The organism is Neisseria montereyensis (genome assembly GCF_024834045.1).
GTDB lineage: Bacteria > Pseudomonadota > Gammaproteobacteria > Burkholderiales > Neisseriaceae > Neisseria > Neisseria montereyensis.
The window spans coordinates 49,284-75,834 of record NZ_JANUXW010000004.1 but is presented as its reverse complement, the minus strand read 5'-3'; the positions used below and the strand labels follow the sequence as shown (position 1 = coordinate 75,834).

The 26,551-nt window shown below is 44.6% G+C and carries 21 protein-coding genes and 1 tRNA gene; 15 read left to right on the top strand and 7 right to left on the bottom strand.

Annotated features, from left to right (window positions below; translation table 11 throughout):
- The first annotated feature begins 16 nt into the window (after positions 1–16).
- From nuoG to NXS09_RS06305, 11 genes are all read left to right on the top strand, one after another.
- Positions 17–2,275: an NADH-quinone oxidoreductase subunit NuoG gene (nuoG, locus tag NXS09_RS06355; protein ID WP_259291712.1), complete on the top strand. Its 2,259-nt coding sequence runs from the start codon at positions 17–19 to the stop codon at positions 2,273–2,275.
- 2 nt (positions 2,276–2,277) lie between these two features.
- Positions 2,278–3,354, top strand: coding sequence for an NADH-quinone oxidoreductase subunit NuoH (nuoH, locus tag NXS09_RS06350; RefSeq protein WP_259291711.1), 1,077 nt, complete (start codon positions 2,278–2,280; stop codon positions 3,352–3,354).
- 159 nt (positions 3,355–3,513) lie between these two features.
- Positions 3,514–3,993: an NADH-quinone oxidoreductase subunit NuoI gene (gene nuoI / locus NXS09_RS06345; protein ID WP_151049662.1), complete on the top strand. Its 480-nt coding sequence runs from the start codon at positions 3,514–3,516 to the stop codon at positions 3,991–3,993.
- A gap of 12 nt (positions 3,994–4,005) precedes the next feature.
- Positions 4,006–4,668: an NADH-quinone oxidoreductase subunit J gene (locus NXS09_RS06340; RefSeq protein ID WP_259291710.1), complete on the top strand. Its 663-nt coding sequence runs from the start codon at positions 4,006–4,008 to the stop codon at positions 4,666–4,668.
- Entirely contained in the window at positions 4,665–4,970 is a 306-nt protein-coding gene (gene nuoK / locus NXS09_RS06335; protein WP_151049666.1) for an NADH-quinone oxidoreductase subunit NuoK, read from the top strand. Before NXS09_RS06340 ends, nuoK begins: the two co-directional genes overlap by 4 nt.
- An 11-nt stretch (positions 4,971–4,981) precedes the next feature.
- Positions 4,982–7,000: an NADH-quinone oxidoreductase subunit L gene (gene nuoL, locus NXS09_RS06330; protein WP_259291709.1), complete on the top strand. Its 2,019-nt coding sequence runs from the start codon at positions 4,982–4,984 to the stop codon at positions 6,998–7,000.
- 314 nt (positions 7,001–7,314) lie between these two features.
- Positions 7,315–8,814 carry an NADH-quinone oxidoreductase subunit M gene (locus NXS09_RS06325; protein WP_259291708.1) on the top strand — a complete coding sequence of 500 codons (1,500 nt, stop codon included), beginning with the start codon at positions 7,315–7,317 and terminating at the stop codon, positions 8,812–8,814.
- 9 nt (positions 8,815–8,823) lie between these two features.
- Positions 8,824–10,266, top strand: a complete 1,443-nt coding sequence (gene nuoN, locus NXS09_RS06320) for an NADH-quinone oxidoreductase subunit NuoN (RefSeq protein WP_259291707.1) — start codon at positions 8,824–8,826, stop codon at positions 10,264–10,266.
- A gap of 263 nt (positions 10,267–10,529) precedes the next feature.
- A complete protein-coding gene (locus NXS09_RS06315) occupies positions 10,530–10,829 on the top strand; it encodes a DUF2818 family protein (protein ID WP_259291706.1) in 300 nt (99 codons plus the stop codon).
- A gap of 25 nt (positions 10,830–10,854) precedes the next feature.
- The gene (proB, locus tag NXS09_RS06310) at positions 10,855–11,982 is read left to right on the top strand and encodes a glutamate 5-kinase (RefSeq protein ID WP_259291705.1); all 1,128 of its coding nucleotides are present in this window, start codon (positions 10,855–10,857) and stop codon (positions 11,980–11,982) included.
- Positions 11,983–12,046: 64 nt separating this feature from the next.
- Positions 12,047–12,472, top strand: a complete 426-nt coding sequence (locus tag NXS09_RS06305) for a hypothetical protein (protein ID WP_259291704.1) — start codon at positions 12,047–12,049, stop codon at positions 12,470–12,472.
- A gap of 101 nt (positions 12,473–12,573) precedes the next feature.
- Here NXS09_RS06305 and NXS09_RS06300 read toward each other — a convergent pair.
- Both NXS09_RS06300 and pilC read right to left on the bottom strand, forming a co-directional pair.
- Positions 12,574–12,649 (bottom strand) — tRNA-Lys (locus tag NXS09_RS06300).
- A 68-nt stretch (positions 12,650–12,717) separates the two neighbouring features.
- On the bottom strand, positions 12,718–15,891 hold the full coding sequence (pilC, locus tag NXS09_RS06295; RefSeq protein ID WP_259291703.1) for a PilC family type IV pilus tip adhesin: 3,174 nt from the start codon (positions 15,889–15,891) through the stop codon (positions 12,718–12,720).
- A gap of 447 nt (positions 15,892–16,338) precedes the next feature.
- Between pilC and carA the strand changes: the two genes are divergently transcribed.
- Positions 16,339–17,472 (top strand): glutamine-hydrolyzing carbamoyl-phosphate synthase small subunit, encoded by a 1,134-nt coding sequence (gene carA / locus NXS09_RS06290; RefSeq protein ID WP_259291702.1) that lies wholly within the window; start codon positions 16,339–16,341, stop codon positions 17,470–17,472.
- Positions 17,473–17,491: 19 nt separating this feature from the next.
- Positions 17,492–18,766: an O-acetylhomoserine aminocarboxypropyltransferase/cysteine synthase family protein gene (locus tag NXS09_RS06285; RefSeq protein WP_259291701.1), complete on the top strand. Its 1,275-nt coding sequence runs from the start codon at positions 17,492–17,494 to the stop codon at positions 18,764–18,766.
- 319 nt (positions 18,767–19,085) lie between these two features.
- Here NXS09_RS06285 and NXS09_RS06280 read toward each other — a convergent pair whose 3' ends face one another.
- From NXS09_RS06280 to NXS09_RS06260, 5 genes are all read right to left on the bottom strand, one after another.
- A complete protein-coding gene (locus tag NXS09_RS06280; RefSeq protein WP_259291700.1) occupies positions 19,086–19,787 on the bottom strand; it encodes a hypothetical protein in 702 nt (233 codons plus the stop codon).
- A 384-nt stretch (positions 19,788–20,171) separates the two neighbouring features.
- Complete coding sequence (locus NXS09_RS06275) at positions 20,172–20,885, bottom strand: DUF8095 domain-containing protein (RefSeq protein ID WP_259291699.1); 714 nt, start codon at positions 20,883–20,885, stop codon at positions 20,172–20,174.
- Positions 20,886–20,937: 52 nt separating this feature from the next.
- The gene (locus NXS09_RS06270; RefSeq protein WP_259291698.1) at positions 20,938–21,633 is read right to left on the bottom strand and encodes a DUF8095 domain-containing protein; all 696 of its coding nucleotides are present in this window, start codon (positions 21,631–21,633) and stop codon (positions 20,938–20,940) included.
- Positions 21,634–21,839: 206 nt separating this feature from the next.
- On the bottom strand, positions 21,840–22,487 hold the full coding sequence (locus NXS09_RS06265) for a TIGR01621 family pseudouridine synthase (protein WP_259291697.1): 648 nt from the start codon (positions 22,485–22,487) through the stop codon (positions 21,840–21,842).
- 223 nt (positions 22,488–22,710) lie between these two features.
- Positions 22,711–22,869 carry a DUF1328 domain-containing protein gene (locus tag NXS09_RS06260; RefSeq protein ID WP_259291696.1) on the bottom strand — a complete coding sequence of 53 codons (159 nt, stop codon included), beginning with the start codon at positions 22,867–22,869 and terminating at the stop codon, positions 22,711–22,713.
- Positions 22,870–23,428: 559 nt separating this feature from the next.
- Here NXS09_RS06260 and NXS09_RS06255 point away from each other — a divergent pair.
- Entirely contained in the window at positions 23,429–23,626 is a 198-nt protein-coding gene (locus tag NXS09_RS06255; protein WP_151049693.1) for a CsbD family protein, read from the top strand.
- Positions 23,627–23,757: 131 nt separating this feature from the next.
- Entirely contained in the window at positions 23,758–26,541 is a 2,784-nt protein-coding gene (gene polA, locus NXS09_RS06250) for a DNA polymerase I (protein ID WP_259291695.1), read from the top strand.
- The last annotated feature ends 10 nt before the right edge of the window (positions 26,542–26,551 follow it).

Below are 26,551 nucleotides of genomic sequence, written 5' to 3'. Positions count from 1 at the left end.
ACTAGGAACATTAACCATGTTACAAATCGAAATTGATGGTAAACAGATTGAAGTGAAGCAAGGTGCAACCGTCATGGAGGCGGCGCACGAGCTGGGCACTTATATTCCGCATTTCTGTTATCACAAAAAATTATCTATTGCCGCTAACTGCCGCATGTGTTTGGTAGAAGTGGAAAAAGCCCCGAAACCCTTACCGGCTTGTGCAACACCGGTAACAGATGGGATGATCGTTCATACCCATTCACCGAAGGCAAAACAGGCACAAGAAGGGGTGATGGAGTTCTTATTGATCAACCACCCGTTGGACTGCCCGATTTGTGACCAAGGGGGCGAGTGTCAGTTGCAAGACTTGGCAGTCGGTTATGGTAAATCTTCCAGCCGCTACCAAGAAGAAAAACGCTCTGTTGTCGGTAAAAATATGGGCCCGTTGGTATCTGCGGAGGAAATGAGCCGCTGTATCCATTGTACCCGCTGCGTACGTTTTACCGAAGAAATTGCCGGTGTTCAGGAAATTGCCATGGCAAACCGCGGCGAATTTTCTGAAATTATGCCGTTTATCGGTAAAGCAGTAGAAACCGAATTGTCTGGTAATGTGATCGATCTTTGTCCGGTTGGTGCTTTAACCAGTAAACCGTTCCGTTACGACGCCCGTTCTTGGGAGCTTTCCCGTCGTAAATCTATTTCTGCCCATGATGCCTTAGGCAGCAATTTAATTGTACAAACCAAAGAGCACACCGTCCGTCGTGTACTGCCATTAGAAAATGAGAGTATTAACGAATGCTGGATTGCCGACCGTGACCGCTTTGCTTATGAGGGTTTGTATCATGAGAGCCGTCTGAAAAATCCGAAGATCAAACATGGCGGTGAATGGCACGATGTTGATTGGCCGACCGCATTAGAATATGTGCGTAAAACTTTAGATTGTATTCAGAAAGAAGACAGTAAAGATGCCGTCGGTATTTGGGCGAACCCCATGAATACCGTGGAAGAACTGTATTTGGCTAAAAAATTGGCTGATGGATTGGGCATCCAACACTTTGATACCCGTTTGCAACAGCAAGACAACCGCCTTACCGGTACCCTGAAAGGTGCGCAATGGCTTGGTCAAAGCATTGAGGATTTTGGTCGTGCCGATGCGATATTGGTAGTAGGTGCCAACTTGCGTAAAGAGCAACCTTTGCTGACAGCCCGTTTGCGTCATGCGGCTAAAACTGATGCTCAAATCAGCATTATTGCCAGCAGTAAAGAAGAGCTATATATGCCTTTGCTGGCACATGAAACCGTGCATCCTGCCGAATGGGCAGGCCGTTTGAAAGCTATTGCCCAAGATTTGGAAAATGGTATTGCTGCCAGCCTGAAAAATGCTGAAAAAGCCGCTATTGTTTTAGGAGCCGAAGTACAAAACCATCCTGATTATGCTGCGATTTATGCAGCTGCCCAAAGCTTGGCAACCGCTACCGGTGCTACATTTGGCATCTTGCCTCAAGCTGCAAATAGTGTAGGTGCCGATATTTTAGCGGTGAATAGTGGTAATACTGTTCAAGAGATGTTGGCACAACCTAAAAAAGCAGTATTGTTGATGAATGTAGAGCCTGAAATCGATGTGGCTCGCGGTGGAAAAGCTGTTGCAGCGCTGAAACAGGCGCAAAGTGTGATGGCGTTTACACCTTTTGAAAGCGAAACATTGCGCGAAGTATGTGACGTGATGCTTCCAATTGCTCCGTTTACGGAAACTTCCGGCAGCTTTATCAATATGGAAGGCCGCTTGCAGTCATTCCACGGTGTTGTAAAAGGTTTTGCCGATTCTCGTCCGTTATGGAAAGTACTTCGTGTATTGGGTAATGTATTTGAGTTGCCGGGCTTTGAATTTGATAGTAGCGAACAAGTTTTAAGAGAAGCGGTTAATAAAGATGCTTTAGCCGAAAAATTAAATAACCAAACAACGTGGCAGGGTGAGTCTGTTCAGACGGCCTCAGGCCTGATTCGTGTCGGCGGTGTAGGTATTTATCATTCCGATGCGATTGTCCGTCGTTCGGCACCGCTTCAGGCAACAAGCCATGCCAAAGCACCGGTTGCCCGCCTACATCCGGCTACTTTGGCCGAGTTAGGTTTACAAGAGGGTGCTATTGTAGAAGCAGGGCAGGGTATGGATTTTATTCGTGTAGCCGTTGAAGCCGATGCTTATTTACCTGAAAAAGTGGTGCATTTACCATTGCATACTGAAAATGCAGTGTTGGGTGCGTTGATGGACAGTATTGAATTGGGGAGGGCTTAATCATGCAGGAATGGTTCCAGGCCTTATTTGCCACCCAACTCGGTATGGGTGATATCGGCAGCAATATCGGATTGGTGGTATCGATTATTGTAAAAATCGTACTTATCCTGATTCCGTTGATTCTGACCGTAGCTTATCTGACTTATTTCGAACGTAAAGTTATCGGTTATATGCAGTTGCGTGTCGGTCCGAACGTAACCGGTCCGTTTGGTTTGATTCAGCCGTTTGCCGATGTTTTAAAGTTATTGTTTAAAGAGGTAACCCGGCCGAAACTTTCAAATAAAGCTTTATTCTATATCGGCCCGATGATGTCCCTAATGCCGGCCTTTGCTGCGTGGGCAGTGATTCCGTTTTCAGATGAATGGTTGCTAACCAATGTGGATGCCGGATTGCTGTATATTTTAATGATTACATCATTGTCGGTTTATGGGGTAATTATTGCCGGGTGGGCGTCTAACTCCAAATATTCGTTCCTCGGCGCTATGCGTTCTTCTGCTCAAACCATTTCTTATGAAATTGCTATGGGTGCAGCTTTAGTATGCGTTGTGATGGTTTCCGGTAGTATGAATTTCAATGAAATTGTTGCCGCGCAAGCCAAAGGCATTGCAGGCGGTTCGATTTTCTCTTGGAACTGGTTTGCGTTATTCCCAGTATTCATTGTTTATCTGATTTCTGCGGTAGCCGAAACCAACCGTGCTCCGTTTGACGTGGCCGAAGGCGAGTCTGAAATCGTTGCCGGTTTTCATGTGGAATACTCCGGCTTCGCATTCGCTCTGTTCTTCTTGGCCGAATATATTTTCATGATTTTAATCGGTGCTTTGACATCTATTATGTTCTTAGGTGGTTGGTTGTCTCCGTTCCCGCAAAGCTGGGGTTTTATTGGTGCGCCAAGTGCATTCTGGATGTTTGCCAAAATGGCCTTTATTCTCTATGGCTATTTATGGATTCGTGCCACCTTCCCGCGCTATCGTTACGACCAAATTATGCGTTTGGGTTGGAAAGTATTGATCCCCGTAACATTTGTCTGCATCGTATTGCTTGGTTTATGGATGATTTCACCATTGAGTTTATGGAAGTAAATCAGGCTGTTTGATCGTAGAAAAATAGAAATGCCCGGTATAACAATTAGGTGTAATAAACAACGGGCTTTCAGGTTGTTAGGGCAAAGTTGCTCGGTAGTCTGAAGATAAAAGAAATTTGATAAACCATAACCATCATCCCCCAAGAGAGGGTTAACAATGGCTAACTTAGTAAAAACTTTTCTGCTTGGTGAATTAGTAAAAGGTATGGGTGTAACGCTCAAAAACTTTTTCGCCCGCAAAGAAACAATTATGTTCCCCGAAGAAAAAACACCGCAATCGGTACGTTTCAGGGGGTTGCATGCGCAGCGTCGTTATCCTAACGGAGAAGAGCGCTGTATCGCTTGTAAATTGTGTGAAGCAGTTTGCCCGGCGTTGGCAATTAATATCGAATCTGAACAGCGTGAAGACGGAACCCGTAGAACTACCCGTTATGATATTGATTTAACGAAGTGTATTTTCTGCGGTTTCTGCGAAGAAGCATGCCCGACAGATGCGATTGTAGAAACCCATATTTTGGAATATCACGGCGAAAAACGCGGTGATTTGTACTATACCAAACCGATGCTGCTGGCAATTGGCGATAAATACGAAAGTGAAATCGCCAAGCGTAAAGCGGCAGACGCACCCTATCGCTAAAGGAGCAGGAATATGACTTTTTCTGTGATTATGTTCTATGTTCTTGCGGCCATTATTTTATTTGGCGCAGTGAAAACGGTTACTGCAAAAAACCCTGTGCACGCTTCTTTGTATTTGGTGCTGACCTTCTGTATGTCATCGATGATGTGGATGCTGATGCAGGCTGAGTTCTTGGGCATCACTTTGGTTGTGGTGTATGTAGGTGCGGTTATGGTGCTGTTCCTGTTTGTGGTGATGATGCTGAATATCGATATAGAAGAAATGCGGGCAGGTTTCTGGCGTAATGCTCCCGTTGCTTTTGTTGTCGGCGTATTGATGGCTGTTGTGTTGATTATGATTTTAATTGCGCCCGATACCAATCTTGCTGCTTTCGGTCCGATGAAAGATATTCCTGCTGATTACAGCAATGTGCGTGATTTGGGTCATCAAATCTATACAACTTATCTATTGCCTTTTGAACTGGCTGCTGTTTTGCTGGTATTGGGTATGGTTGCTGCTATCGCATTGGTACATCGTAAAACGGTTAATCCGAAATATATTAATCCTGCCGATCAGGTTCGGGTAAATGCTAAAGAAGGCCGTATGCGTATGGTGAAAATGGATGCAGTAATACAGAAGCCGTCTGAAAGTGCTGAAGAAACTTCCGATAGCCCGAAAGAGGAGGGCAAGGCATGATTACAATTACACATTATTTGGTACTTGCCGCTTTACTGTTTGGCATCAGTGCCATGGGCATTTTTATGAACCGTAAAAATGTATTGGTTTTATTAATGTCGATTGAATTGATGTTGCTGGCGGTTAATTTTAACTTCATCGCATTCTCACAATATTTAGGTGATACGGCCGGTCAGATTTTCGTCTTTTTTGTGTTGACAGTAGCTGCGGCAGAATCAGCAATCGGTTTAGCAATTATGGTGTTGGTGTTCCGCAACCGTAATACGATTAACGTTGTCGACTTGAACAAACTGAAAGGTTAAGCGGAGAAATTATGAGTGATATGAGTTTATATCTGGCCATTGCCCTGCTTCCGTTAGCAGGTTCGCTGCTGGCCGGTTTGTTCGGCAATATGATTGGTCGGGCAGGTGCGCATACCGTTACTATTTTAGGCGTGGCAATCTCTGCCGTTCTTTCCGGATATGTATTGTGGGGTTTTATCGACGGCTCGCGTACCCGGTTCGATGATAACGCTTATACATGGTTAACCATGGGTGGTATTGAGTTTTCGGTTGGTTTTTTAATCGACACCTTAAGCGCTATGATGATGGTAGTGATTACCAGCGTTTCTTTATTGGTGCACATTTATACCATCGGATATATGCATGATGAGGAAACCGGTTATCAACGCTTTTTCAGCTATATCTCGTTGTTTACCTTTTCCATGTTGATGTTGGTAATGAGCAATAATTTCATCCAACTCTTCTTCGGTTGGGAAGCCGTAGGTTTGGTTTCTTATCTGCTGATTGGTTTTTATTTTAAACGTGAAAGTGCCATTTTTTCAGGCTTAAAAGCTTTCTTGGCCAACCGTGTCGGTGACTTTGGTTTTCTTTTAGGCATTGGTTTGGTATTGGCTTATTTCGGCGGTAGTTTGCGTTATCAAGATGTATTTGCCTATCTTCCTAATGTGGTTGGCATGAAAATTTTTGGTAGTGCCGATTTGATTACCGTAACCTGCTTGTTATTGTTTGTGGGTGCGATGGGTAAGTCTGCACAGTTTCCCTTACATGTATGGTTGCCTGACTCGATGGAAGGCCCGACACCGATTTCCGCATTGATTCACGCAGCAACAATGGTAACAGCCGGGCTGTTTATGGTTTCGCGGATGTCTCCTATTTATGAGCTTTCAACCACGGCATTAAGCTTTATTATGATTATTGGTGCGATTACTGCTCTGTTTATGGGTTTCTTAGGCACTATTCAAACCGATATCAAGCGCGTTGTAGCTTATTCGACATTATCTCAATTGGGGTACATGACGGTAGCCTTAGGTGTGTCGGCTTATTCGATCGCGATGTTTCATGTGATGACACATGCTTTCTTTAAAGCATTGTTGTTCTTGGCTGCTGGTAGTGTAATTATCGGGATGCATCATGATCAGGATATGCGTCATATGGGCAATATGAAAAAATATATGCCTATTACTTGGATAACCATGTTAATTGGTAATTTATCTTTGATTGGTACACCGCTATTCTCTGGATTCTATTCTAAAGATTCGATTATTGAGGCTGTACAGTTGAGCCATTTACCGGGTAGCGGATTTGCTTACTTTGCAGTATTGGCCAGTGTATTTGTAACGGCATTTTATGCATTCCGCCAATATTTTATGGTTTTCCACGGTAAGGAAAAATGGCGTGAATTACCTGAGCACCATGATGATCATCATGATGAAGGACATCATCATGGCTTAGGTAAAAACGATAATCCTCATGAAAGCCCATTGGTTGTTACTATTCCATTGATTTTGCTTGCCATTCCTTCTTTTATCATTGGGTATATTGTGATTGAACCGATGCTGTATGGTGATTTCTTTAAAGGTGTGATTTATGTCAATAATGAAATCCATCCTGTGATGGAGCACATGAAAGAAGAGTTTCATGGTCCTGTAGCGATGTTGTCACATAGCTTGCATTCACCTGTACTTTATCTGGCAATAGCTGGCGTACTCTCTGCTTGGTTCCTATATATTAAGGCGCCCCATTTGCCGGCAAAAATTGCTTCTGCTTTCAGTCCGATTTATAAACTGCTAGATAATAAATATTACCTGGATATTATTTATTACAATGTTTTTGCAAAAGGTAGCCGTGCATTAGGTACTTTCTTCTGGAAAGTGGGTGATACCGCTATCATTGACAACGGCATTGTGAACGGTTCGGCAAAATTGGTTGGCGCTGTTGCCGCACAGGTTCGTAAAATGCAAACAGGGTTTATTTATACTTATGCCGCATTTATGGTATTTGGTGTTTTGGTACTCATTGTGGCATTTTTCTGGAGCTTATGGTTTCAGTAATACTCATGCCGTCTGAAATCAATTTATACGGAATAATATAAAGTATCAACAAAATCCTTAAATATAATGATGATAGATAATATGGGTAAAAGATTGGATGATTGCTAATCTTTTACCTCTATTGGCCGGATTCTCTAAAATTTCATTGAATCATATTTACTCAGAATATTGATGAAGTTGGATGCCGGTATATCATATTTATTCAGACGGCCAATCTGAAAAATACAGTTTCCATAAATTTGGAATAAAGCTGAAAAAATGCAGCATCTTCGATAACAACAAATTTTTATTTTGATAAACCACAGGCTATGACTATGTTTTTCAACAACTTACTCAGCTTGGCAATATGGACGCCGATTATTGCCGGTGTGCTGGTGCTGGCAACGGGATCGGATAACCGCGCCCCTTTGGCACGCATACTTGCCCTTATCGGTTCGCTGGCCGGATTTTTGGTAACAATCCCCTTGTTTACAGAGTTTGATCGTTTAAACGGAGGCTATCAGTTTACCGAATTCCATCAATGGATTCCTGCATTAAATATTAATTATGCATTAGGCGTGGACGGCATATCCGTATTATTTGTTATCCTTAATGCTTTTATTACTTTAATGGTGGTTTTAGCAGGTTGGGAAGTGGTACAAAAGCGCCCGGCACAGTATATGGCCGCATTCCTGATTATGTCCGGTTTGATTAACGGCGCATTTTCTGCTCAAGACGCAATTTTGTTTTATGTGTTTTTCGAAGGTATGTTGATTCCGTTGTATTTGATTATCGGTATGTGGGGTGGCCCGCGCCGTGTTTATGCATCGGTCAAATTATTTTTGTATACCTTAATGGGTTCCCTGTTGATGCTGGTGGGTATGGTGTATTTGTCTTACCAAACCGGCGGTAGTTTTGCCATTGTTGATTTCCAAAACTTAAAACAGATTCCGCTTGGTATCCAACAATTGTTGTTTATCGGATTCTTCTTATCATTTGCCGTAAAAGTACCGATGTGGCCGGTACATACATGGTTGCCGGATGCCCACGTTGAAGCACCGACAGGCGGCTCTATGGTTTTGGCAGCGATTACGTTAAAAGTAGGTGCTTACGGCTTCTTGCGTTTTATTCTGCCGATATTACCTGATGCGTCACGTTATTTCGCTCCTGTTATTATTGTTTTAAGTTTGATTGCCGTGATTTATATCGGCATGGTGGCTTTGGTTCAAACCGATATGAAGAAATTGGTGGCTTATTCTTCGATCAGCCATATGGGCTTTGTAACGTTGGGTATGTTTTTATTTTTGAACGGGCAATTGAATGATTGGGCTTTAAAAGGTGCCATTATTCAAATGGTTTCCCACGGTTTTGTTTCTGCCGCAATGTTTATGTGTATCGGCGTTATGTATGACCGGTTACATACCCGTGAGATTTCAGAATACGGGGGTGTCGTAAATGTTATGCCTAAATTTGCCGCTTTTATGATGTTGTTCGGTATGGCCAATGCCGGTTTACCCGCTACATCTGGTTTTGTGGGTGAGTTTATGGTGATTATGGGTGGTGTCGAAGTGAACTTCTGGATAGGTATGCTGGCTGCCATCACATTAATCTACGGTGCATCTTATACATTATGGATGTATAAACGGGTTATTTTCGGTGAAATTAAAAATCCTGAAGTTCAAAACATGAAAGATGTTAATGCCCGTGAGTTTTTAATTTTAGCGGTACTGGCAGTATTCGTATTGGGCATGGGTTTGTATCCGAACTTTTTTATTGAAGTTATCCATCAGGCTGCTAATGATTTAATTAGCCAAGTGGCACAAAGCAAGATTTGAGGTGTGTGAATGAACTGGACAGATTTAAATTTAATCCCTGCCATGCCTGAAATCGTATTGCTTTCGGCATTGGGTATCGTGTTATTAGTAGATTTATGGGTGAAAGATGAAAACCGTTATATTACCCATGTTTTAAGCCTGCTTTCTTTGGTGGCGGTTGCCGCTACACAAATAAGCGTATGGACTACCCAAAGTATTTCTACCTTTAGCGGAATGTATATTGCAGACGGCATGTCGCAATTATCCAAATTAGTGATGTATGCCGTTATATTTGCCATCTTCATTTATAGTAAACCCTATAATCAGGATCGCAATATCTTTAAGGGCGAGTTTTATACCTTATCGTTATTTGCTCTGATGGGTATGAGCGTGATGGTGAGTGCAGGGCATTTCTTAACGGCTTATATCGGTTTGGAACTGCTTTCTCTTTCCCTATATGCCATGATTGCTTTGCGTAGAGACTCGGCCAAAGCAGCTGAAGCGGCCTTGAAATATTTTGTATTGGGTGCATTGGCATCCGGTTTGCTGCTTTATGGTATTTCAATGGTTTACGGTGCAACCGGTTCTTTGGAGTTCGCTACCGTATTGGCAACCGATTATGAAGGCCAGGCTCAAGGCTGGTTACTGAAACTTGGTTTGATTTTTATTGTAGTAGCGGCCGCATTCAAATTAGGTGCCGTACCGTTTCATATGTGGGTACCCGATGTTTATCAAGGTGCACCAACTTCGGTTGCTGCTTTTGTTGGTACGGTTCCCAAAATTGCGGCAGTTATTTTTACCTTCCGTATGTTGGTAACTGCATTGGGTACGGTACGTCAAGACTGGACGCAAATGTTGGCTATTTTAGCCGTTGCTTCCCTAGGTATCGGTAACTTAGCTGCTATTATGCAGACCAATATCAAACGTATGTTTGCCTATTCTACTATTTCACACATGGGCTTTATTTTATTGGCATTTATGGGTGAAATTTTAGGGTTTACTGCCGGGTTGTATTACGCGATTACCTATGTATTGATGAGCTTGGTAGGTTTCGGCGTGTTGATGTTGTTGTCAAACGAGTCGGTTGAATGCGAAGAAATTAGCGATTTGGCCGGTTTAAACCAACGCAATGCTTGGTATGCATTTTTGATGATGTTGGCGTTATTCTCAATGGCAGGTATTCCGCCGCTGATGGGTTTTTATGCCAAATTCGTAGTGATTAAAGCTTTGCTTGCCCAAGGACTCGTTGCCTTATCGGTTTTTGCGGTAATAATGAGTCTGATCGGTGCGTTCTACTACCTTCGTGTGGTTAAAGTCATCTACTTTGATCAGGCTGCCAGTGATAGACCTATCGGAAGCAATATTACGGCTAAAGTATTTTTATCAGTGAATGCACTCTTATTACTGGTTTGGGGCGTATTGCCGCAAAGTGTGATGGATTGGTGTTTAAAAGCATTGGAAAGAACCTTTTAATTTTGATTGAGGATAAAGGTTAGTGTTTAAACGGCAGCCTGAAAGCTGCCGTTTTTGTTAATATGATGTCTTGTTTAGATAGCGAGTTTATTTAGCGTGATAATTATAGATTTTAGATAAATCTACTTTATTGACTGTCTACAAATAAGCTACTTGAAAAATACAGCAGTTTTGCAAAACATTAAAAGAAGGGTTTTCGTGCGTTTAGTTGTTGCATTTTATGAGTCTCTTATAATTTAAGGCCGTCTGAAAAGGTTTGATATATGACTTCCTCAATGTATATTTTATTACTGCTGGCCTTTATTTTTGCCAATGCGCCGTTTTTAACACAACGGCTATTGGGTGTTTTTAAGCTGAAACGCAAACATATCGGGCATCATTTGTTTGAGCTGTTCGTGGGTTTTTGTATTACGGCGGCTTTAGCATGGTTACTTGAGTCAAGAGCAGGGATTGTGCACCATCAGGAGTGGGAGTTTTATGTCGTTGCTGTGTGCCTCTATCTGATTTTCGCTTTTCCGGCTTTTGTATGGCGTTATTTTTGGAATGGCCGTAATAAAGAATAAGGCCGTCTGAAAAAGGATGAATAGTATGGATAAAAAAGGGCGTAGCTTAAAGAATGCAAAATTAATTGTGGTAAAGGTTGGTTCCAGTTTGGTTACGTCCGAAGGGCGCGGGATAGATCAGGCTGCTTTGAATCAATGGGCAACACAAATTGCGCAGCTACAAAAAAACGGAATGGATGTTGTTTTTGTATCCAGCGGTGCGATTGCCGAGGGTATTAAGCGCTTAGGTTGGCCGAAACGGCCGACGGCTTTAAATGAATTACAAGCAGCGGCAGCAGTCGGGCAGATGGGATTGGCGCAGGCTTATGAAACGGCTTTTTATCCACATAAAATCCATACGGCTCAAATTTTGCTCACCCATGAAGACTTAAGTAACCGTACCCGCTATCTCAATGCGCGCAGTACGTTGCGCATGTTGCTTTCTAAAGGCATTGTGCCGATTATCAATGAAAACGATACGGTAACTATTGATGAAATTAAGTTGGGTGACAACGATACCTTAGGGGCATTGGTCACTAATTTGGTTGATGCCGATGCTCTGATTATTTTGACTGATCAAAAAGGGTTGTATGATAGTGATCCGCGTAAAAACCCTCAGGCTCGGTTTATTCATTGCATTGAAGCAGAACATCCCGGATTGGAAGAAATGGCGGGCGGAGCCGGTAGCGGTATTGGTACGGGGGGGATGTATACCAAAGTGCGTGCAGCCAAACGGGCGGCTTTGAGCGGGGCTTCCACCGTGGTAGCTTCCGGTCATGAGGAAAATATTTTAGTACGTTTGATGGCTGGCGAGCAGATTGGTACTTTGTTTACCAGCAGTCATAGTCGAGTGGCGGCTCGTAAGCAATGGTTGCTTGGGCATGTCCAACAGGCAGGTAGTATTATAGTGGACGAGGGTGCCGAAAAAGCATTGACCCAAGGCCATCGTAGTTTGTTATCGGTTGGTTGTGTACGGGTAGACGGCCATTTTCATCGGGGCGAATTGGTTGCTGTTTTGAACACCGAAGGTAAGGAAATCGCCAGAGGTTTGGTGAATTATAGTAGTGGTGAAATCAGTAAAATTTTGCGTACGCCATCGGAACAGATTGCCAATAAGCTCGGTTATGTGAATGAACCGGAGTTGATACACCGAGATAATATGGCACATTGGTAAAATATAAGCACAGGCCGTCTGAAATATCGTTTCAGACGGCCTGTATAATATAAATGGAATTAAGATGATAACATTGACTACTTTAGTGATAGCGGGTGTATTTCTGATAGCTGCTATATTGGCTGCGATTTTTGTTCCCCATCCGATTACTTGGTTGGCTACCATAATATTAGGCGGATTATTTTTCTTTATTTTATTGCCGAAATATAAAGGGCAACAGCAGGCTATTGCACAGGGCGTAGAAATTCAGGCTATGGTAGAGGAGGTGCGCACATGGCGTAGGAAAGTAAGTGATCACTATGCCAACCGATATGAAATTATTGCTTCGGCACATCATCCGCAAACAGGGGAAATGGTCCGCTTTGTCAGCCCGCCAATGGAACAAAATCCCGAGCCTTATTTAAGTGAATATATTACCGTTAAGGTAGATTGGTCCAATCCGAATGCTTATGTGATGGATTTATCATTCTTACCCTTTGCGATACCTTAAAAGAAAATCTTTATCGGTATAAAGTTAATGGGGCGGTAAAATGGAAGTAAAAAACAAAGAAAAAAGCCTAAACTTCAATGTTTAGGCTTTTTATTTGAATTTGGTGGGTCGTGAAGGATTCGAACCTTCGACCAACGGATTAAAAGTCCGCTGCTCTACCAGCTGAGCTAACGACCCGAAGAGAGCAGAATAATATAAAACTTATATTCGCCTGTCAATCCTAATCTTAATGTTTTCCTAGCGGACTAGAAAATTTCACGCCAGCTGATGCGGCGGATAACACAGTTTCTACCTTGTACCGCCGGTGTTTCGCCGGTATTGAGCGCCAAGAACCGATCCGATTGTTGGACAAAACATTGGTTTTTAGGTATCGCACCCGGTCCGTTGGCAGTGGAATCAGTACCGTTGCCGCCGCTATCACCATCTAAGGTAACTGCGCTGTCGGTGAGACGTTGTAAAGGATCAACGTAAGAGAAGTTTACAATACCGCTTTTCTTTTGACCGTTGGCATAATAATTATCAAGCAGAACGGGGCGTTGGATAAAGTCGATATGCGCATCGGTACGTTTTAAGCCGCCACCCGTTTCGGCATTAACCGCCAATATCCAGCTATTGGTATCCGTTGAAACCTCGGTGGTTTCCGGCAGGCATACATCACCGGCATTGGTTTTTTTCTCGGTATATGAATAGACTCGAGTGCTGAGTACGGCAGTGCGGAGAATCATAGTCGGCTTGATAACGATACGCTCGCCGTCATTTTCACCCAAGCTGATTTTCCAGCCCTTATGATTCGGACGGATAAGGTTATTGCTTAAGAAACGGAATGATTGGCCGTCTACCTCTTGAGTAGTGAATGTTTGTTCCAATAGGTCGCCTGCTGTTGCAGGTTGTTCGGCCGGGGCATTTTCGTTATAGGTTAAATCTTCGAAAATACCATAAACGGCTTGTCTGTCTTTGTTATCCAAATCCGATTGATATACATCGCTACCGGTACCGAATATTACCACATATTTATTGACGCCACGGCGTGACACGGCCGGGGCAGCCGTAATCGGTTGTTTGCTATCGCCTGTAAAAATACGGGTCACTTTCCAACTGGTCGGCTTACCGCGTAGGTCGAAACGGTACATATTACCGCCGTAATCACCCGCATAAGCGATATCGACAATACCGTCGAAATCTATATCGAGCAAAGTGGGGCTAGATAAGCCGCCAACGCCGTTGGGTACGGAAATTTTTTGAATAACCGTACCGGCAGCGGCTCCGGTTTTCACGCCTGTTGATGCTTCCTGGCCGAGTAGGTCATAAACATATAAAGCCGTTTCATTCAGGCTGTCATTAATATCCTGACGACGGTATCCGCTGCCCATAAAGGCGGCATAACGTACATTTTTATTGGGGTCGACGGCTTCATCCGGGTTGCGTTGGGTGGAAACACGGCCGATTTGCGGTGTACCTACGGTATAGCCTAATGTATTGTTTTCGCCCTTTTCTGTTTCAAACAAGGGAACTTGAGTATTCCATCCGTTGGAATTGCTGTTTAAGCCGACGGGTGTACCGTTCCGATCTTTACCGCCGACTTGTAAAGCGTAGGCACCGCGTCCGCCTTGTCCCATTGCACCGAACATAACGACTTGACGTCGTTGATTGGTATCGGCATCGTTACCTGTATTCATATTGGCTGTGCGGCGTACGACAAAACCGCCATTCACCATATAACGGTGAGGATTCTCGGTGCCGTATCCTTGGGCGGCTACTTCTTTTAATGTTTTACCGAGTGTTTCGCCACCATTGCCCGGATCACGCTCCATTGCTGCGGGGATATAGCTGAGCTTAAGTTCATAAGGGTAATTGCTTAGATCGGAACGTTGGAAGAGATGTACCATACCGTCATTGGCTGCGGTAACTAAAAACTCTTGGCGGCCTTTATTGCCGCCGGTATCGCCGATGGTGGCGATACCGCTATCCAAAATATCGCCTAAGTCGCGTTTACCTTGTACAGGGTTTCCTTCCGAATCTAAATTACGGTCACGGTAGGTTTGGCTATAGGGTGTGGTTTCCGATTCGCTTTTAATGGTGGCATCGCTTTTGCTTTTGCTGCGGATGGTCCACGGCATTAAAGCGGCTTGCCATTCATCTGCATGCGCTGCGGGCAGGCCGAAGAAATCATTGCTGCCGTATTGGTTGAAATCATCTGCCCAGAAAACACCTTGTCCGTTATTAATCAGCGTTTTACGGTTGCCGAAATAGGGTAGTTGGTATGATGTGCTGATGGTGCGGTCGGCATTAATATTGTAAAAGCGCAGTTGGCTGCTCCAATATTGAGGATCCAACTGTACGGTTACCGCCGTATCCGGCACATTATTGTTGCCGCTATTACCGGTAATCGCCGGGGCGGATGTGCCGACACCTTCTTCTGCTTGGTTTAAGTTTTGGTTTTCGATGCTGTTAAAAATACCTTGGAATGCTTCAATTAATCCATCTTCATTCGAGGCATTATAAAAATAACCCGCTTGGCTGGCTCCTTTTTCAAGATACTGTCTACCTTGTTGGGAAAGGCCGCTACCAAAGCCTACCGTATAAGTTTCAACAATCTGTCTGGTATATCGGCTTCTGCCGCTGCTGTCTTTGGGGTCTGCCGGATCGCCATTCCAACTTTTACCGGTAAGGTCGGTGCCGGATGTTTTAAAGTCTTTTGTAGCAAGTATTTGACTGAGAAATCTTAAGCCGGCGGGTTCTGTGCCATTGTCGAGATCCCAAAAAGAGTGATAAGGATTAACTCTTCTAGGTACGCATTGACCGGGGACATTATTTATATTGGTAAAGTAGGAATCGCTAGGATTAAATATTTGATTGCCTTTGTCATCACAACTCAGGTTCGCATCACCATCAGATAAAACCACAATATAGTTTTGCTGACAGCGATATTGTGTGTTGTTTCTTACAATGTTTGAAACTTCATAGTAGCGACGGGTGGTCGGTGTGCCTCCACCGGGATTAATTCTGTTGATATGGTTTAAAATAACACTATGATCATCAGTGTAGTCTGGAAGATTAACATTTGAGTTGTTATTTAATGTTTGGAACCCCCAATTGATTTGATTGGTATATTTATTAACAACGGTTTTGAGGGCATCTTGGGTAATCTGCATCCGCGATTTTAACCCATTTTCTCGGGTGGGAAAGGTACCATCCTTTTCCGGTACCCATTGCATACTGCCCGAATCGTCAATCAGTAACATAACATTAGGCTTAACTTGCCCGGCACCGCCGGAAATAGTGGTTTGTTTTTGAAGATACAGCGGGGTATCGGCGAATTGGGCGGCAGCTTCACCTGCTGCTAGTAGCGGGAATGCGGCCAAAAGGCTGTAAATAATCGGGCGCACGGAGGTGCGCAAGCGGAGTGATGTTTTTTTCATAATGTGCCGTCTTTCATTTTTAGCGCTGTTTTTATAGGATACAGCGGCATATCATTATTGTTGGAAATCGTAATGAAGTGTTGGGATTCGTAACGATTTTAGCATATCTATTTGGTATGGCTTATTAGTTTGTGTTATCAAGATTTTATTCGGCAGTGGTTTTTGCAAAAATGAAACAATATCTGCCGTTGTTATGTGATGGGGTGGGTGGTTATACCAAAAGGCGGGGGTACTGTCTCTTTTCTTGAGTTCCGGCCCTTTTTGGCTTAGAATACATTGCTTGTGTGGCATAGCGTTATGCCCTGAAAAAGCACGTAACACAGTTTACCGATCAGCTGTGCGGCGTGTTTTTTTTTAGCCGGATGCTTGAGGCCGTCTGAAAATTGTTTTTGCTAATATGCTTTTCAGACGGCCTGCTTACAAAATCAAATCTTACAGGAAACCATCATGACGACCCCCGCAATTCTTGTTCTCGCCGACGGCAGTGTGTTTCACGGTATTTCTATCGGTTATGAAGGCCGAACTTCAGGAGAAGTGGTATTCAATACTTCAATGACCGGATATCAGGAAATCCTAACCGACCCCTCTTACCGCAAACAAATTGTAACGCTGACTTACCCCCATATCGGCAATACCGGTACCAACGGTGAAGACGTGGAAAGCAAAGAAGTACATGCGGCCGGTTTGATTATTCGCGATTTACCGGTTTTGCACAGTAATTTCCGCAGCGAAGAAAGCCTGCAAGATTATTTGGTACGCAACAAAACCGTTGCTATTGCCGATATCGATACCCGCCGCCTGACCCGTATTCTGCGTGATAAAGGCGCACAAGCCGGTGCGATTCTAACCGGAGCGGATGCTACCGAAGACAAAGCGCGTGAGTTGATTGCCGCTTTCGGCAGTATGGTGGGCAAGGATTTGGCGCAGGAAGTGACTTGCGAACAGCAGTATGAATGGACCGAAGGCGAGTGGCATTTGGGCGAAGGGTTCAAACAGCCTGCTACCCAGCCTTATCATGTGGTTGCCTATGATTTCGGTGTAAAAACCAATATTTTGCGGATGTTGGCCGAGCGCGGTTGCCGTTTAACCGTGGTGCCTGCCAAAACGCCTGCCGAAGATGTGTTGGCGATGAATCCCGACGGCGTATTTTTATCCAACGGCCCCGGTGATCCCGAGCCGTGCGATTATGCCATTACTGCCGTGAAAACTTTATTAGAGAGTAAAAAACCATTATTCGGTATTTGTTTGGGGCATCAATTATTGGGCTTGGCCGTAGGTGGTAAAACCCGCAAGATGGCATTCGGCCATCATGGCGCCAACCATCCGGTGCAGGATTTAGACAGCAAAAAAGTGATGATTACCAGCCAAAACCACGGTTTTGAAGTGGATGCAGACAGCCTGCCGGATTATGTGAAAGTGACCCACCGTTCGCTGTTCGACGGTTCTTTGCAGGGTATTGAGTTAACCGACCGTGCCGCTTTCAGTTTCCAAGGCCACCCCGAAGCCAGTCCCGGCCCGCATGATGTGGCTTATCTGTTTGATAAATTTATCGACAATATCAAAGCCGCCAAGGCCGTCTGAAAACCATTAGGATGACAAGATGAAACTTGAAACCCAAGCTATTCATGCCGGATATAGCCCCGAACCGACCACCAAAGCGGTAGCCGTACCGATTTATCAAACCGCCAGCTATGCTTTTGACAATACTCAACATGGTGCGGATTTGTTTAACCTGAATGTGGCCGGCAATATCTATACCCGCATTATGAACCCCACCACTGCGGTATTGGAAGAGCGTTTGGCCGCGATTGAGGGTGGTATGGCCGCTTTGTGTGTTGCCAGCGGTATGGCGGCGATTACTTATACCGTGCAAACATTGGCCGAAGCGGGCGACAATATTATCGCTACCAAAACGCTTTACGGCGGCACCTATAACCTATTTGCCCACACCCTGCCCAAACAGGGTATCGAAGTGCGTTTTATCGATGCCGACAAACCGGAAGATATTGCCAAATATACCGACGAACGCACCAAGTTGGTTTATTGCGAGAGTATTGGCAATCCGGCGATTAATGTGGTGGATATTCCCGCTTTCGCACAAGCGGCTCATGCGCAAGGCCTGCCTTTGGTGGTGGACAATACCGTTGCTTCCCCCGCTTTATGCCGCCCGATAGAATTGGGTGCGGATATTGTGGTGGAGTCGCTCACCAAATATATTAATGGTCACGGCAACAGTATTGGCGGTGCGATTATCGACAGCGGCAAATTCGATTGGACAAAAGGCGACCGTTTCCGCGTATTAACCACCCCCGATGTGTCTTATCATGGCGTGAATTACAGCGAACATTTCGGTGCGGCAGCTTTTATCGCCCGTGCCCGTGTGGTGCCGCTGCGCAATACCGGTGCTGCCATTAGCCCGATGAATGTCTTTTTGATTTTACAAGGCTTGGAAACGCTGGCCTTACGCATGGAGCGGCATAGTGAAAACGCTCTGAAAGTAGCCGAGTTTTTGCAAAACCACCCGCAAGTAGCATGGGTCAATTATCCCGGCTTGACAGATAGCCCGTATAAAGCGTTAATCGAACGCGATTTTAGCGGCAAAGCTTCGGGCTTGTTGAGCTTCGGCATTAAAGGCGGCATTGAGGCGGGTGGTAAGTTTATTGATGCACTAAAATTGTTTACCCGTTTGGTGAATATCGGTGATGCCAAATCGTTGGCCACCCATCCTGCCAGTACCACCCACCGCCAATTGAATGCGGAAGAATTAGCGCAAGCAGGCGTGGGTGAAGACATGGTGCGCTTGTCGGTCGGCATCGAGCATATTGATGATTTACTTGCCGATTTGCAGCAGGCTTTAGCCGCATCGGGTAATTAAGTATTTTATGACCAAAAATAAAATCATCATTAACTAAAAAAGGCGGATAATTGATTTATCCGCCTTTTTTATAGGATTTTTGTAAACGGAAAAGATGGTTTTAAGTGATCGAATTATTCTAAAGCAATCGTATGCAAGCTCAGCTTTATTTTCAGACGGCCTTAGGTGTTTAGAGGGCGGCTTGTATATCCGCCCGTTGTTTGGGATATAAAAACGCAGTGTAATGTGTCGGTATGAGTTAGACCGATAGGGTTCGCCGCTTTATTTTGAAGGCCGTCTGAAAAGGTTTCAGACGGCCTTTGGCTTTAAATATGGCTGATTAATGGGTCATTTCAAATTGCATAGCCTTGATGCTGGCTTCGTAGTCGAGTATGTCAAGTTGTAGGCTGTTGATTTTGGCCTTATCGCCTTTTTTACGCGCGGCGTTGAGTTGGGCGCGTGTTTTGGTTAAGGCCGATTGTTGATCACGGATTTCGTTTTTTATAATCTGCTGGCGTGAAAGCTGTTGTTCGGCAGGCGGTGTGGAAATTTTCGGCACCACAATTACCGGCGCCCGCCGCTTTTGTTTTTCATTGCGCAGTTTGATTTCCATATCTTGGGAAGCCGCGTCAATGGTATTGGTGATACTGGTGTTGGGTGTTGACGGCGCAATTTTAATATCGTCATTCGGAATGGGCGGTATGGTTTTGAAGATATCATCCATTTCATGCGCTTCGAAAGCCTGCGGTGCCGCTGTTGCAGGCGGGCTGACTTTTTTAGGCATACCGCTATTTTTAGCAGCAGGGCTATTCGAAGGTTTTTTGGGGGCCGTCGATTCGATAACTGTGGTATCTTCGGAAGAAACCGATTTGGGGGCATTACGATCCGAACCGCTCATTTGCGACGGTTGGCAGCTGGCATTGAGTTTTTCGGTAGAAAAAACGGCCCGGTTGCCGTCTTTACAAATATAGGTTACGGCATGAGCGGGCAAGGGGGCGCTGAGGCCGATGCCGAGTGCCATGCAGTATAAAAGCGGTTTCATGAATAAATAGCGGTTATCAAGAGTCATTTGCCGATTATAACGGGATTATGTGTAAAAATAAGTTTGGGCGGTTAAACGGTTTTATATCTCGCTAAAATAGAAAACTGGCTAAAAAAGAGCCGGTGCGTTAGGGTTTGGGCGGTTATGGTGTTGGTTGTCATTGGGTTTCAGACGGCCTAATTTAAGATAGGCGAAAGCTTGTTAAATAGCTTACCGCAAAAAACGGATGATAAGTTGCAATGATTATTGCTCTTTAACATTTATATTTCTTTCTAAAAATAAACAATATTTGCATATCAAACCTTAAATGATAGGGCGGAATAAGATGAACCTATTTAGTTCATTTCATTCCGCCCTACATTTTACAGCTTATAAATAGATAGCTTATTGGCAAACCACATTAGCTAATATATTAGCTTGCCCGCGCAAACTTCTTTGGGCTAAATTTCTGCCATTTTTTTCTGCTGTTTCTTGAAATTGTTGCTGTGCTTCCTGATTTGAAAAACTATGCTCATAGTTAGTAATTTTCACCTGTTTGGGGCGAATATTTCCGGAAGTAAAGCTGGTGTAGAAATTAGCATAATTATTTTCTGCATAATAAGTGGTTGCCATTTTCACATTAACACCCCGTCGGGATTTAAAGCTTTGGCAAATATTATCTTGGGCAGAAAATTGCGCATGCGTCGCACGGCCTTTACCGAACTCATAAAAATCAAATTGCTTGGATTGTGCCAACTGCTGCATATGATCTTTATTGTTAGGATTCAATGATTGTTTCTGATCCTGTAAAAATATGGTTAACATTGTTTCCCCGTTGCCGTTATCCAAATTGTGGAGGTTTCCCAGCTTCTCGCGTTCATTACCCGCTCCGGTTTTTCTTAATACTATCCCCGGAGTATTGTGAATGATAATGGCACCATCGTCGCTTACACTTACTTCCCGCATAAACGATATTGTTTGCGGAGACTTATCAATATCTATATAAGTAAACCACGTTAATTGGTCGTCATTGTTGTTTCCCGCCATGTTTCCCCCTATGGAGCCGCAGCTCGCAAGAGCTAATACACCTAATCCGAATACAAATTTTCTCAACATCATTGTCTCCCTCCTTTGATTCAATATGGGGTACTTCTTCCTATAAATGGTTAATTTATTGACAAACAACATTAATCAATAGCGTGGCTTTCTCAATCAAGTTTCTTCGGGCTAAATTTCTGCCGTATTTTTCCGCTGTTTCTTTAAGGCCTTCTTGAGTTTCTCTATTTGAAAAACTATGCGTGTAGTTATTGACTTTCACATCTCTTCGGCTGATATTTCCGGAAATAAAGCTGGTATAGAAATTCGCATAGTTATCTCCTACATAATAACTGGTTGCCATTTCCACATTAACGCCCTGTCTTGACCTGAAGCTTTTACAGATATTGTCTTTGGCGGAATATTGCGCATGGGCAGTGCGGCCTTTGCCAAACTCATAAAAATCAAATTGTTTGGATTGTGCCAATTTACGCATATCCTCTTTATTTCTGGGATTTAACGATTCATTGCCCAGTAAGAATAATGCCGACATTTTAGTTCCGTCATTATCAACTAAATAATAGAGGTCGCCCAATGTAGAGTAGTCATTATCCGTTCCGTTTCTTTTTAACGCCGTTCCGTGACTATTGTAAAGTGGATCTGTTTGGCCATTGTTTGCGCTTGGTTTTCTCTCAAAAGATATTGCCTGCATAGACTTATCAATATCTTTATAAATAAGCCAAGTCATTTTATCTTTTCCTGTGTTTCCACTCATGGAGCTGCAACTTGCAAGAGCCAATAAACCTAATCCGAATACAAATTTTCTCAACATCACTGCCTCCCTCTTTTATTTAATATGGGTTATATCTTCTTGTAAACACTATATAAAATTAGTTTTTCTTGCTTAATAATACAATATAAAATTAATTTTTACCCTCTTTAAACGATGTAATGGCCGATATTTGGACGAAAAAAACCAAAATAAAGATAATTTACTGTTTTTATGCTACTTTTTATGGAATGAATGACTTTTTATTCTTATTTGTAGCGGTATGCGGTATCGATTAAGAGCGTTTGAATTTGGTTCGGCCAGTTTTCATCAAGCGGGGCGGTGATGTAGTGGCGTTGATTGTTGAAATCAAAAGAAAGCTGCCATGCGTGCAGATAAAGTCTTGCTGCTTGAGTGCCGCCGTATAGGCTGTCGCCCAGAATCGGGCTGCCGATGCTTTTCATGGCTACGCGCAGTTGGTGGGTTTTGCCTGTGTGCGGCTGTAAAACAAATAGGCGCAAACCCGTTTCAATACTCATGCAGTGAAATTGTGTAACGGCAGGGTTTTCCATCTCGCGGGTGAGTTTCCATGCGCCGCGCCGGGCTTTGGCCATGCCGCCTTTTATCCAGCCTTGCTTTTTGGAAGGTTTGCGATCGCTTAAAGCCAGATAGGTTTTGCGGATGGTTTTGGCGGCGAATTGTTGTGCCAGTTGGGAAGCGGCTTGCTCGTTTAGGGCAAACAGCAAAATGCCGCTGGTGGGCTTGTCTAAGCGGTGTACCAGCCAAACGCGTTCTAAACCGAGTTGAGCGGCCAAGAGTCGGGTGAGGCCGTCTGAATCTTTATCTTGGTGAACGCCTATACCCGGCGGTTTGTTGATGGCAATAAAATCTGCATGGCGGAGCAATATGGAAAACATGGTTTCAGACGGCTTAATCAATAAGCGGACTATTTTACAGCATATTGGTTTAAACCTTAGATGGTTGCTGTATAAGAACTTTAAGTTTTCAGACGGCCTAATGAAAAAGAGAAGTATTGATTAAGGAAATATAAAAAAGGGTATAGCTGAAATGATTATAGGCCGTCTGAAACATATTCAGACGGCCTGTCATTTATCAAACGAAGAAAGAAATTCGGAGGTTTTATTTACGACGGCCGAAAATCAATGACAATACGGCTAATACCAAGAAAGCGATAAATAAGAATTTAGCAATACCGGCCGCAGTACCGGCAATACCGCCGAACCCGAAAACCGCAGCAATAATGGCAATCACAAAAAAGATAACGGCATAACGTAACATATTTTTATCCTTTATTCATTAATTGATATGTGGTGGAAAGATATTGCTGTTAAAGTTATTTTATTAACTTAGAAATAATTTAAAGATATAAGCAGTAATATCCGGCTCTATTAAAACATGTTAGCCAAGATTTACCAATTGCATAAATTTACAAATTATTATGAATGATAAATATATTGTTAATAAGAAAATAATTAGTTATAGCAATGGTAAATTTTTTGCCACTTAATTGATTAAGGTTTTATCTTTAGTTATTAAATAAACAATTGTTTTTTTATGATATATAGTTTGTTTTTCAAAAATAAAAAAACCATAGGAATTGAAATTTATTAAATTAAAAAAATAAAAACCATATCTTATTGAAATTATTTAAAAATATGAAAAATAAGCGTTAAATTTCAGGCTTAACTTTTTGATTCGTTTATATTTTAATTTTTTGTAAGTTTTAAACCGTTGAAAATAAAAATAAATCATGTAATATAAAAATACGCATTGAACGCGAATATTATATGCGTGAAAATTTAATGTTTAATGAAACAAAATAATGAGAGGAAAAAATATGAATTGGGATCAAATCGAAGGCAAGTGGGATCAATTTGTTGGTAAAGCCAAAGAAAAATGGGGCAAACTAACTGACGACGATTGGAAAGTAGCCGAAGGCAAACGCGACCAATTGGTTGGTAAAATCCAAGAGCGCTACGGCTATACCAAAGAGCAGGCCGAAAAAGAATTGGATGATTGGACAAACAATAACTAATCACCAAACGCATTAAACAACGAAACCCGCCATCAGGCGGGTTTTTCGCATTCTCAAGGCGAGTGCAAATACACCGCCGCTTATATCCCTTATAATCCGGTATCTTTTATCTTTTCAGACGGCCTATTATTATGTCTCAAACCCTGCTTCTTGTTGACGGTTCTTCCTATCTTTATCGCGCTTTTCACGCTATGGCACCGCTTACCGCGCCCGACGGCACACCCACCGGCGCCCTATACGGCGTACTCAATATGTTGCGCCGCCTGCGTGCCGATTATGTGCACGATTATTGTGCGGTAGTGTTTGATGCCAAAGGCAAAAACTTCCGCCACGAAATGTATCCCGACTACAAAGCCACGCGCCCGCCGATGCCTGATGAATTGCGCCCGCAAGCGGAAATGTTGCCCGACTTGGTGCGGCTGATGGGCTGGCCGGTATTGGTGGTGCCCGATGTTGAGGCCGATGACGTTATCGGCACTTTAGCCAAACAGGGCGAAGCCGCAGGGTGGGACGTGGTGATTTCCACCGGCGATAAAGACATGGCGCAGCTTGTGAGCCAACACGTTACCCTAGTCAACACCATGAGCAACGAAACGCTCGACACCGAAGGCGTGCAAAACAAATTCGGCGTACGCCCCGACCAAATTATCGACTATCTGGCTTTAATGGGCGACAAAGTGGACAACGTGCCCGGCGTTGAAAAATGCGGCCCCAAAACCGCCGCCAAATGGCTGGCGCAATACGGCAGCTTGCAAAACGTGATGGATCATGCCTCTGAGATTAAAGGCAAAGTGGGCGAACACCTACAAGCCGCGCTGCCGCAACTGCCGCTTTCTTATCAATTGGTGACCATCAAAACCGATCTCGATTTACACAGCGAACTTTCAGACGGCCTCGAAAGCCTGCGCCGCACCACACCAAAATGGTCGCAACTGGCCGTTGAATTCAAGCGCCTCAATTTTCGCACATGGCTGAAAGAAGCCGAAGAGCGGCTACACGAAGGCAACGGCGATTTATTCGGCGCCGCCCATATCGGCGAGCAGGCCGCTTTAGCCGAAGAGAAGCCGTCTGAAAACACCCCCGCGATTGCCGAAGCGCCTGAAAAACTCGATTATCAGGCCATAACCACCGAAGCCCGTTTCGCCGATTTATTAACCAAACTGGAACAAGCCGAAGCCATCGGTATCGACACCGAAACCACCAGCCTAGACGCTATGCAGGCGCAGTTGGTCGGCATCAGCATTGCCTTTCAGCCCGGCGAAGCCGTTTATATTCCTTTGGGGCATACGCCCACCGCCGTGCCCGAACAACTGGATTTGCATAATGTATTAGGCCGTCTGAAACCGCACCTTGAAAACCCCGCCCTGAAAAAAATCGGCCAAAACCTCAAATACGACCAACACATCTTTGCCAACTACAATATCGCCCTCAACGGCATCAGCGGCGATGCCATGCTGGCTTCCTATATTCTCGAAAGCCATTTGGGGCACGGCTTGGACGAACTGGCCGAACGCCATTTAGGCTTGCCGACTATCACCTACGAATCCCTATGCGGCAAAGGCGCCAAGCAAATCAGCTTTGCCGATGTGGCGCTGGAGCAGGCGGTCGAATATGCCGCCCAAGATGCCGATTTCGCCCTGCGTATCGAAAGCCATCTGGTGCAACAAATGGACGACAAACAGCGCGATATGTATCAAAACATGGAGCTGCCCGTCGCCCAAGTGCTGTTTATGATGGAGCGCAACGGCGTATTGATTGATAAAAACGAACTAACGCAACAAAGCCACGAATTAGGCAGCGAACTATTGGCATTGGAAACCGAAGCCTACGAAATCGCCGGCCAGCCGTTTAACCTCAATTCCCCCAAACAACTGCAAGAAATCCTCTTCGGCAAAATGGGTATTCCCACCAAAGGGCTGAAAAAAACCGCCGGCGGCGGCATTTCAACCAATGAAGCCGTGCTCGAACAATTGGCACTCGACTACCCGCTGCCGAAAATCATTTTGCAAAACCGCAGCTTGGCCAAACTCAAATCGACCTACACCGACAAACTGCCCGAAATGATCAACCCCCAAACCGGCCGCGTGCACACCACTTACGCCCAAGCCGTCGTGATTACCGGACGGCTCGCCAGCAGCAACCCCAACCTGCAAAACATCCCCATCCGTACCGAAGAAGGCCGCCGCGTGCGCCGAGCCTTTGCCGCGCCCGAAGGCAGCAGGATTGTATCCGCCGACTATTCCCAAATCGAATTGCGCATTATGGCGCACCTCAGCGGCGATAAAACCCTGCTAGATGCCTTCCAAAACGGCGAAGACATTCACCGCCGCACCGCCGCCGAAGTATTCGGCGTCGCCCCCGAAAGCGTAAATGCCGAGCAGCGCCGCTATGCCAAAACCATCAACTTCGGCCTGATATACGGCATGGGGCAGTATGGCTTGGCCAAATCATTAGGCATCGACAACCTTTCCGCCAAAAACTTTATCGACCGCTATTTCGCCCGCTATCCCGGCGTGGCCGATTATATGCAGCGCATTAAAGAGCAGGCCGCCCGCGAAGGCTTTGTCGAAACCCTGTTTGGCCGCCGCCTCTATCTGCCCGATATACACGCCAAAAACGCCAACCGCCGCGCCGGCGCCGAACGCGTCGCCATTAACGCCCCCATGCAGGGCACCGCTTCCGACCTGATTAAACGCGCCATGATTCATGTGGCCGACTGGTTGGTTTCAGACGGCCTCAAAAGCAAGCTGATTATGCAGGTGCATGATGAATTGGTATTGGAAGTGCCCGAAGCCGAATTAGCCGCCGTCGAGCAAAACCTACCCGCCATTATGGCCGCCGTAGCCGACGGCAAACTGTCGGTGCCGCTGGTGGCCGAAGTGGGCACGGGGGCGAATTGGGAAGAAGCGCATTGATGGCGGTTTG

Bases quoted from the DNA above. Each gene is read 5' to 3' on its own strand.
- nuoG (WP_259291712.1), top strand. From the start codon at position 17: ATGTTACAAATCGAAATTGATGGTAAACAGATTGAAGTGAAGCAAGGT.
- nuoH (WP_259291711.1), top strand. From the start codon at position 2,278: ATGCAGGAATGGTTCCAGGCCTTATTTGCCACCCAACTCGGTATGGGT.
- nuoI (WP_151049662.1), top strand. From the start codon at position 3,514: ATGGCTAACTTAGTAAAAACTTTTCTGCTTGGTGAATTAGTAAAAGGT.
- NXS09_RS06340 (WP_259291710.1), top strand. From the start codon at position 4,006: ATGACTTTTTCTGTGATTATGTTCTATGTTCTTGCGGCCATTATTTTA.
- nuoK (WP_151049666.1), top strand. From the start codon at position 4,665: ATGATTACAATTACACATTATTTGGTACTTGCCGCTTTACTGTTTGGC.
- nuoL (WP_259291709.1), top strand. From the start codon at position 4,982: ATGAGTGATATGAGTTTATATCTGGCCATTGCCCTGCTTCCGTTAGCA.
- NXS09_RS06325 (WP_259291708.1), top strand. From the start codon at position 7,315: ATGTTTTTCAACAACTTACTCAGCTTGGCAATATGGACGCCGATTATT.
- nuoN (WP_259291707.1), top strand. From the start codon at position 8,824: ATGAACTGGACAGATTTAAATTTAATCCCTGCCATGCCTGAAATCGTA.
- NXS09_RS06315 (WP_259291706.1), top strand. From the start codon at position 10,530: ATGACTTCCTCAATGTATATTTTATTACTGCTGGCCTTTATTTTTGCC.
- proB (WP_259291705.1), top strand. From the start codon at position 10,855: ATGGATAAAAAAGGGCGTAGCTTAAAGAATGCAAAATTAATTGTGGTA.
- NXS09_RS06305 (WP_259291704.1), top strand. From the start codon at position 12,047: ATGATAACATTGACTACTTTAGTGATAGCGGGTGTATTTCTGATAGCT.
- pilC (WP_259291703.1), bottom strand. From the start codon at position 15,891: ATGAAAAAAACATCACTCCGCTTGCGCACCTCCGTGCGCCCGATTATT.
- carA (WP_259291702.1), top strand. From the start codon at position 16,339: ATGACGACCCCCGCAATTCTTGTTCTCGCCGACGGCAGTGTGTTTCAC.
- NXS09_RS06285 (WP_259291701.1), top strand. From the start codon at position 17,492: ATGAAACTTGAAACCCAAGCTATTCATGCCGGATATAGCCCCGAACCG.
- NXS09_RS06280 (WP_259291700.1), bottom strand. From the start codon at position 19,787: ATGAAACCGCTTTTATACTGCATGGCACTCGGCATCGGCCTCAGCGCC.
- NXS09_RS06275 (WP_259291699.1), bottom strand. From the start codon at position 20,885: ATGATGTTGAGAAAATTTGTATTCGGATTAGGTGTATTAGCTCTTGCG.
- NXS09_RS06270 (WP_259291698.1), bottom strand. From the start codon at position 21,633: ATGTTGAGAAAATTTGTATTCGGATTAGGTTTATTGGCTCTTGCAAGT.
- NXS09_RS06265 (WP_259291697.1), bottom strand. From the start codon at position 22,487: ATGTTTTCCATATTGCTCCGCCATGCAGATTTTATTGCCATCAACAAA.
- NXS09_RS06260 (WP_259291696.1), bottom strand. From the start codon at position 22,869: ATGTTACGTTATGCCGTTATCTTTTTTGTGATTGCCATTATTGCTGCG.
- NXS09_RS06255 (WP_151049693.1), top strand. From the start codon at position 23,429: ATGAATTGGGATCAAATCGAAGGCAAGTGGGATCAATTTGTTGGTAAA.
- polA (WP_259291695.1), top strand. From the start codon at position 23,758: ATGTCTCAAACCCTGCTTCTTGTTGACGGTTCTTCCTATCTTTATCGC.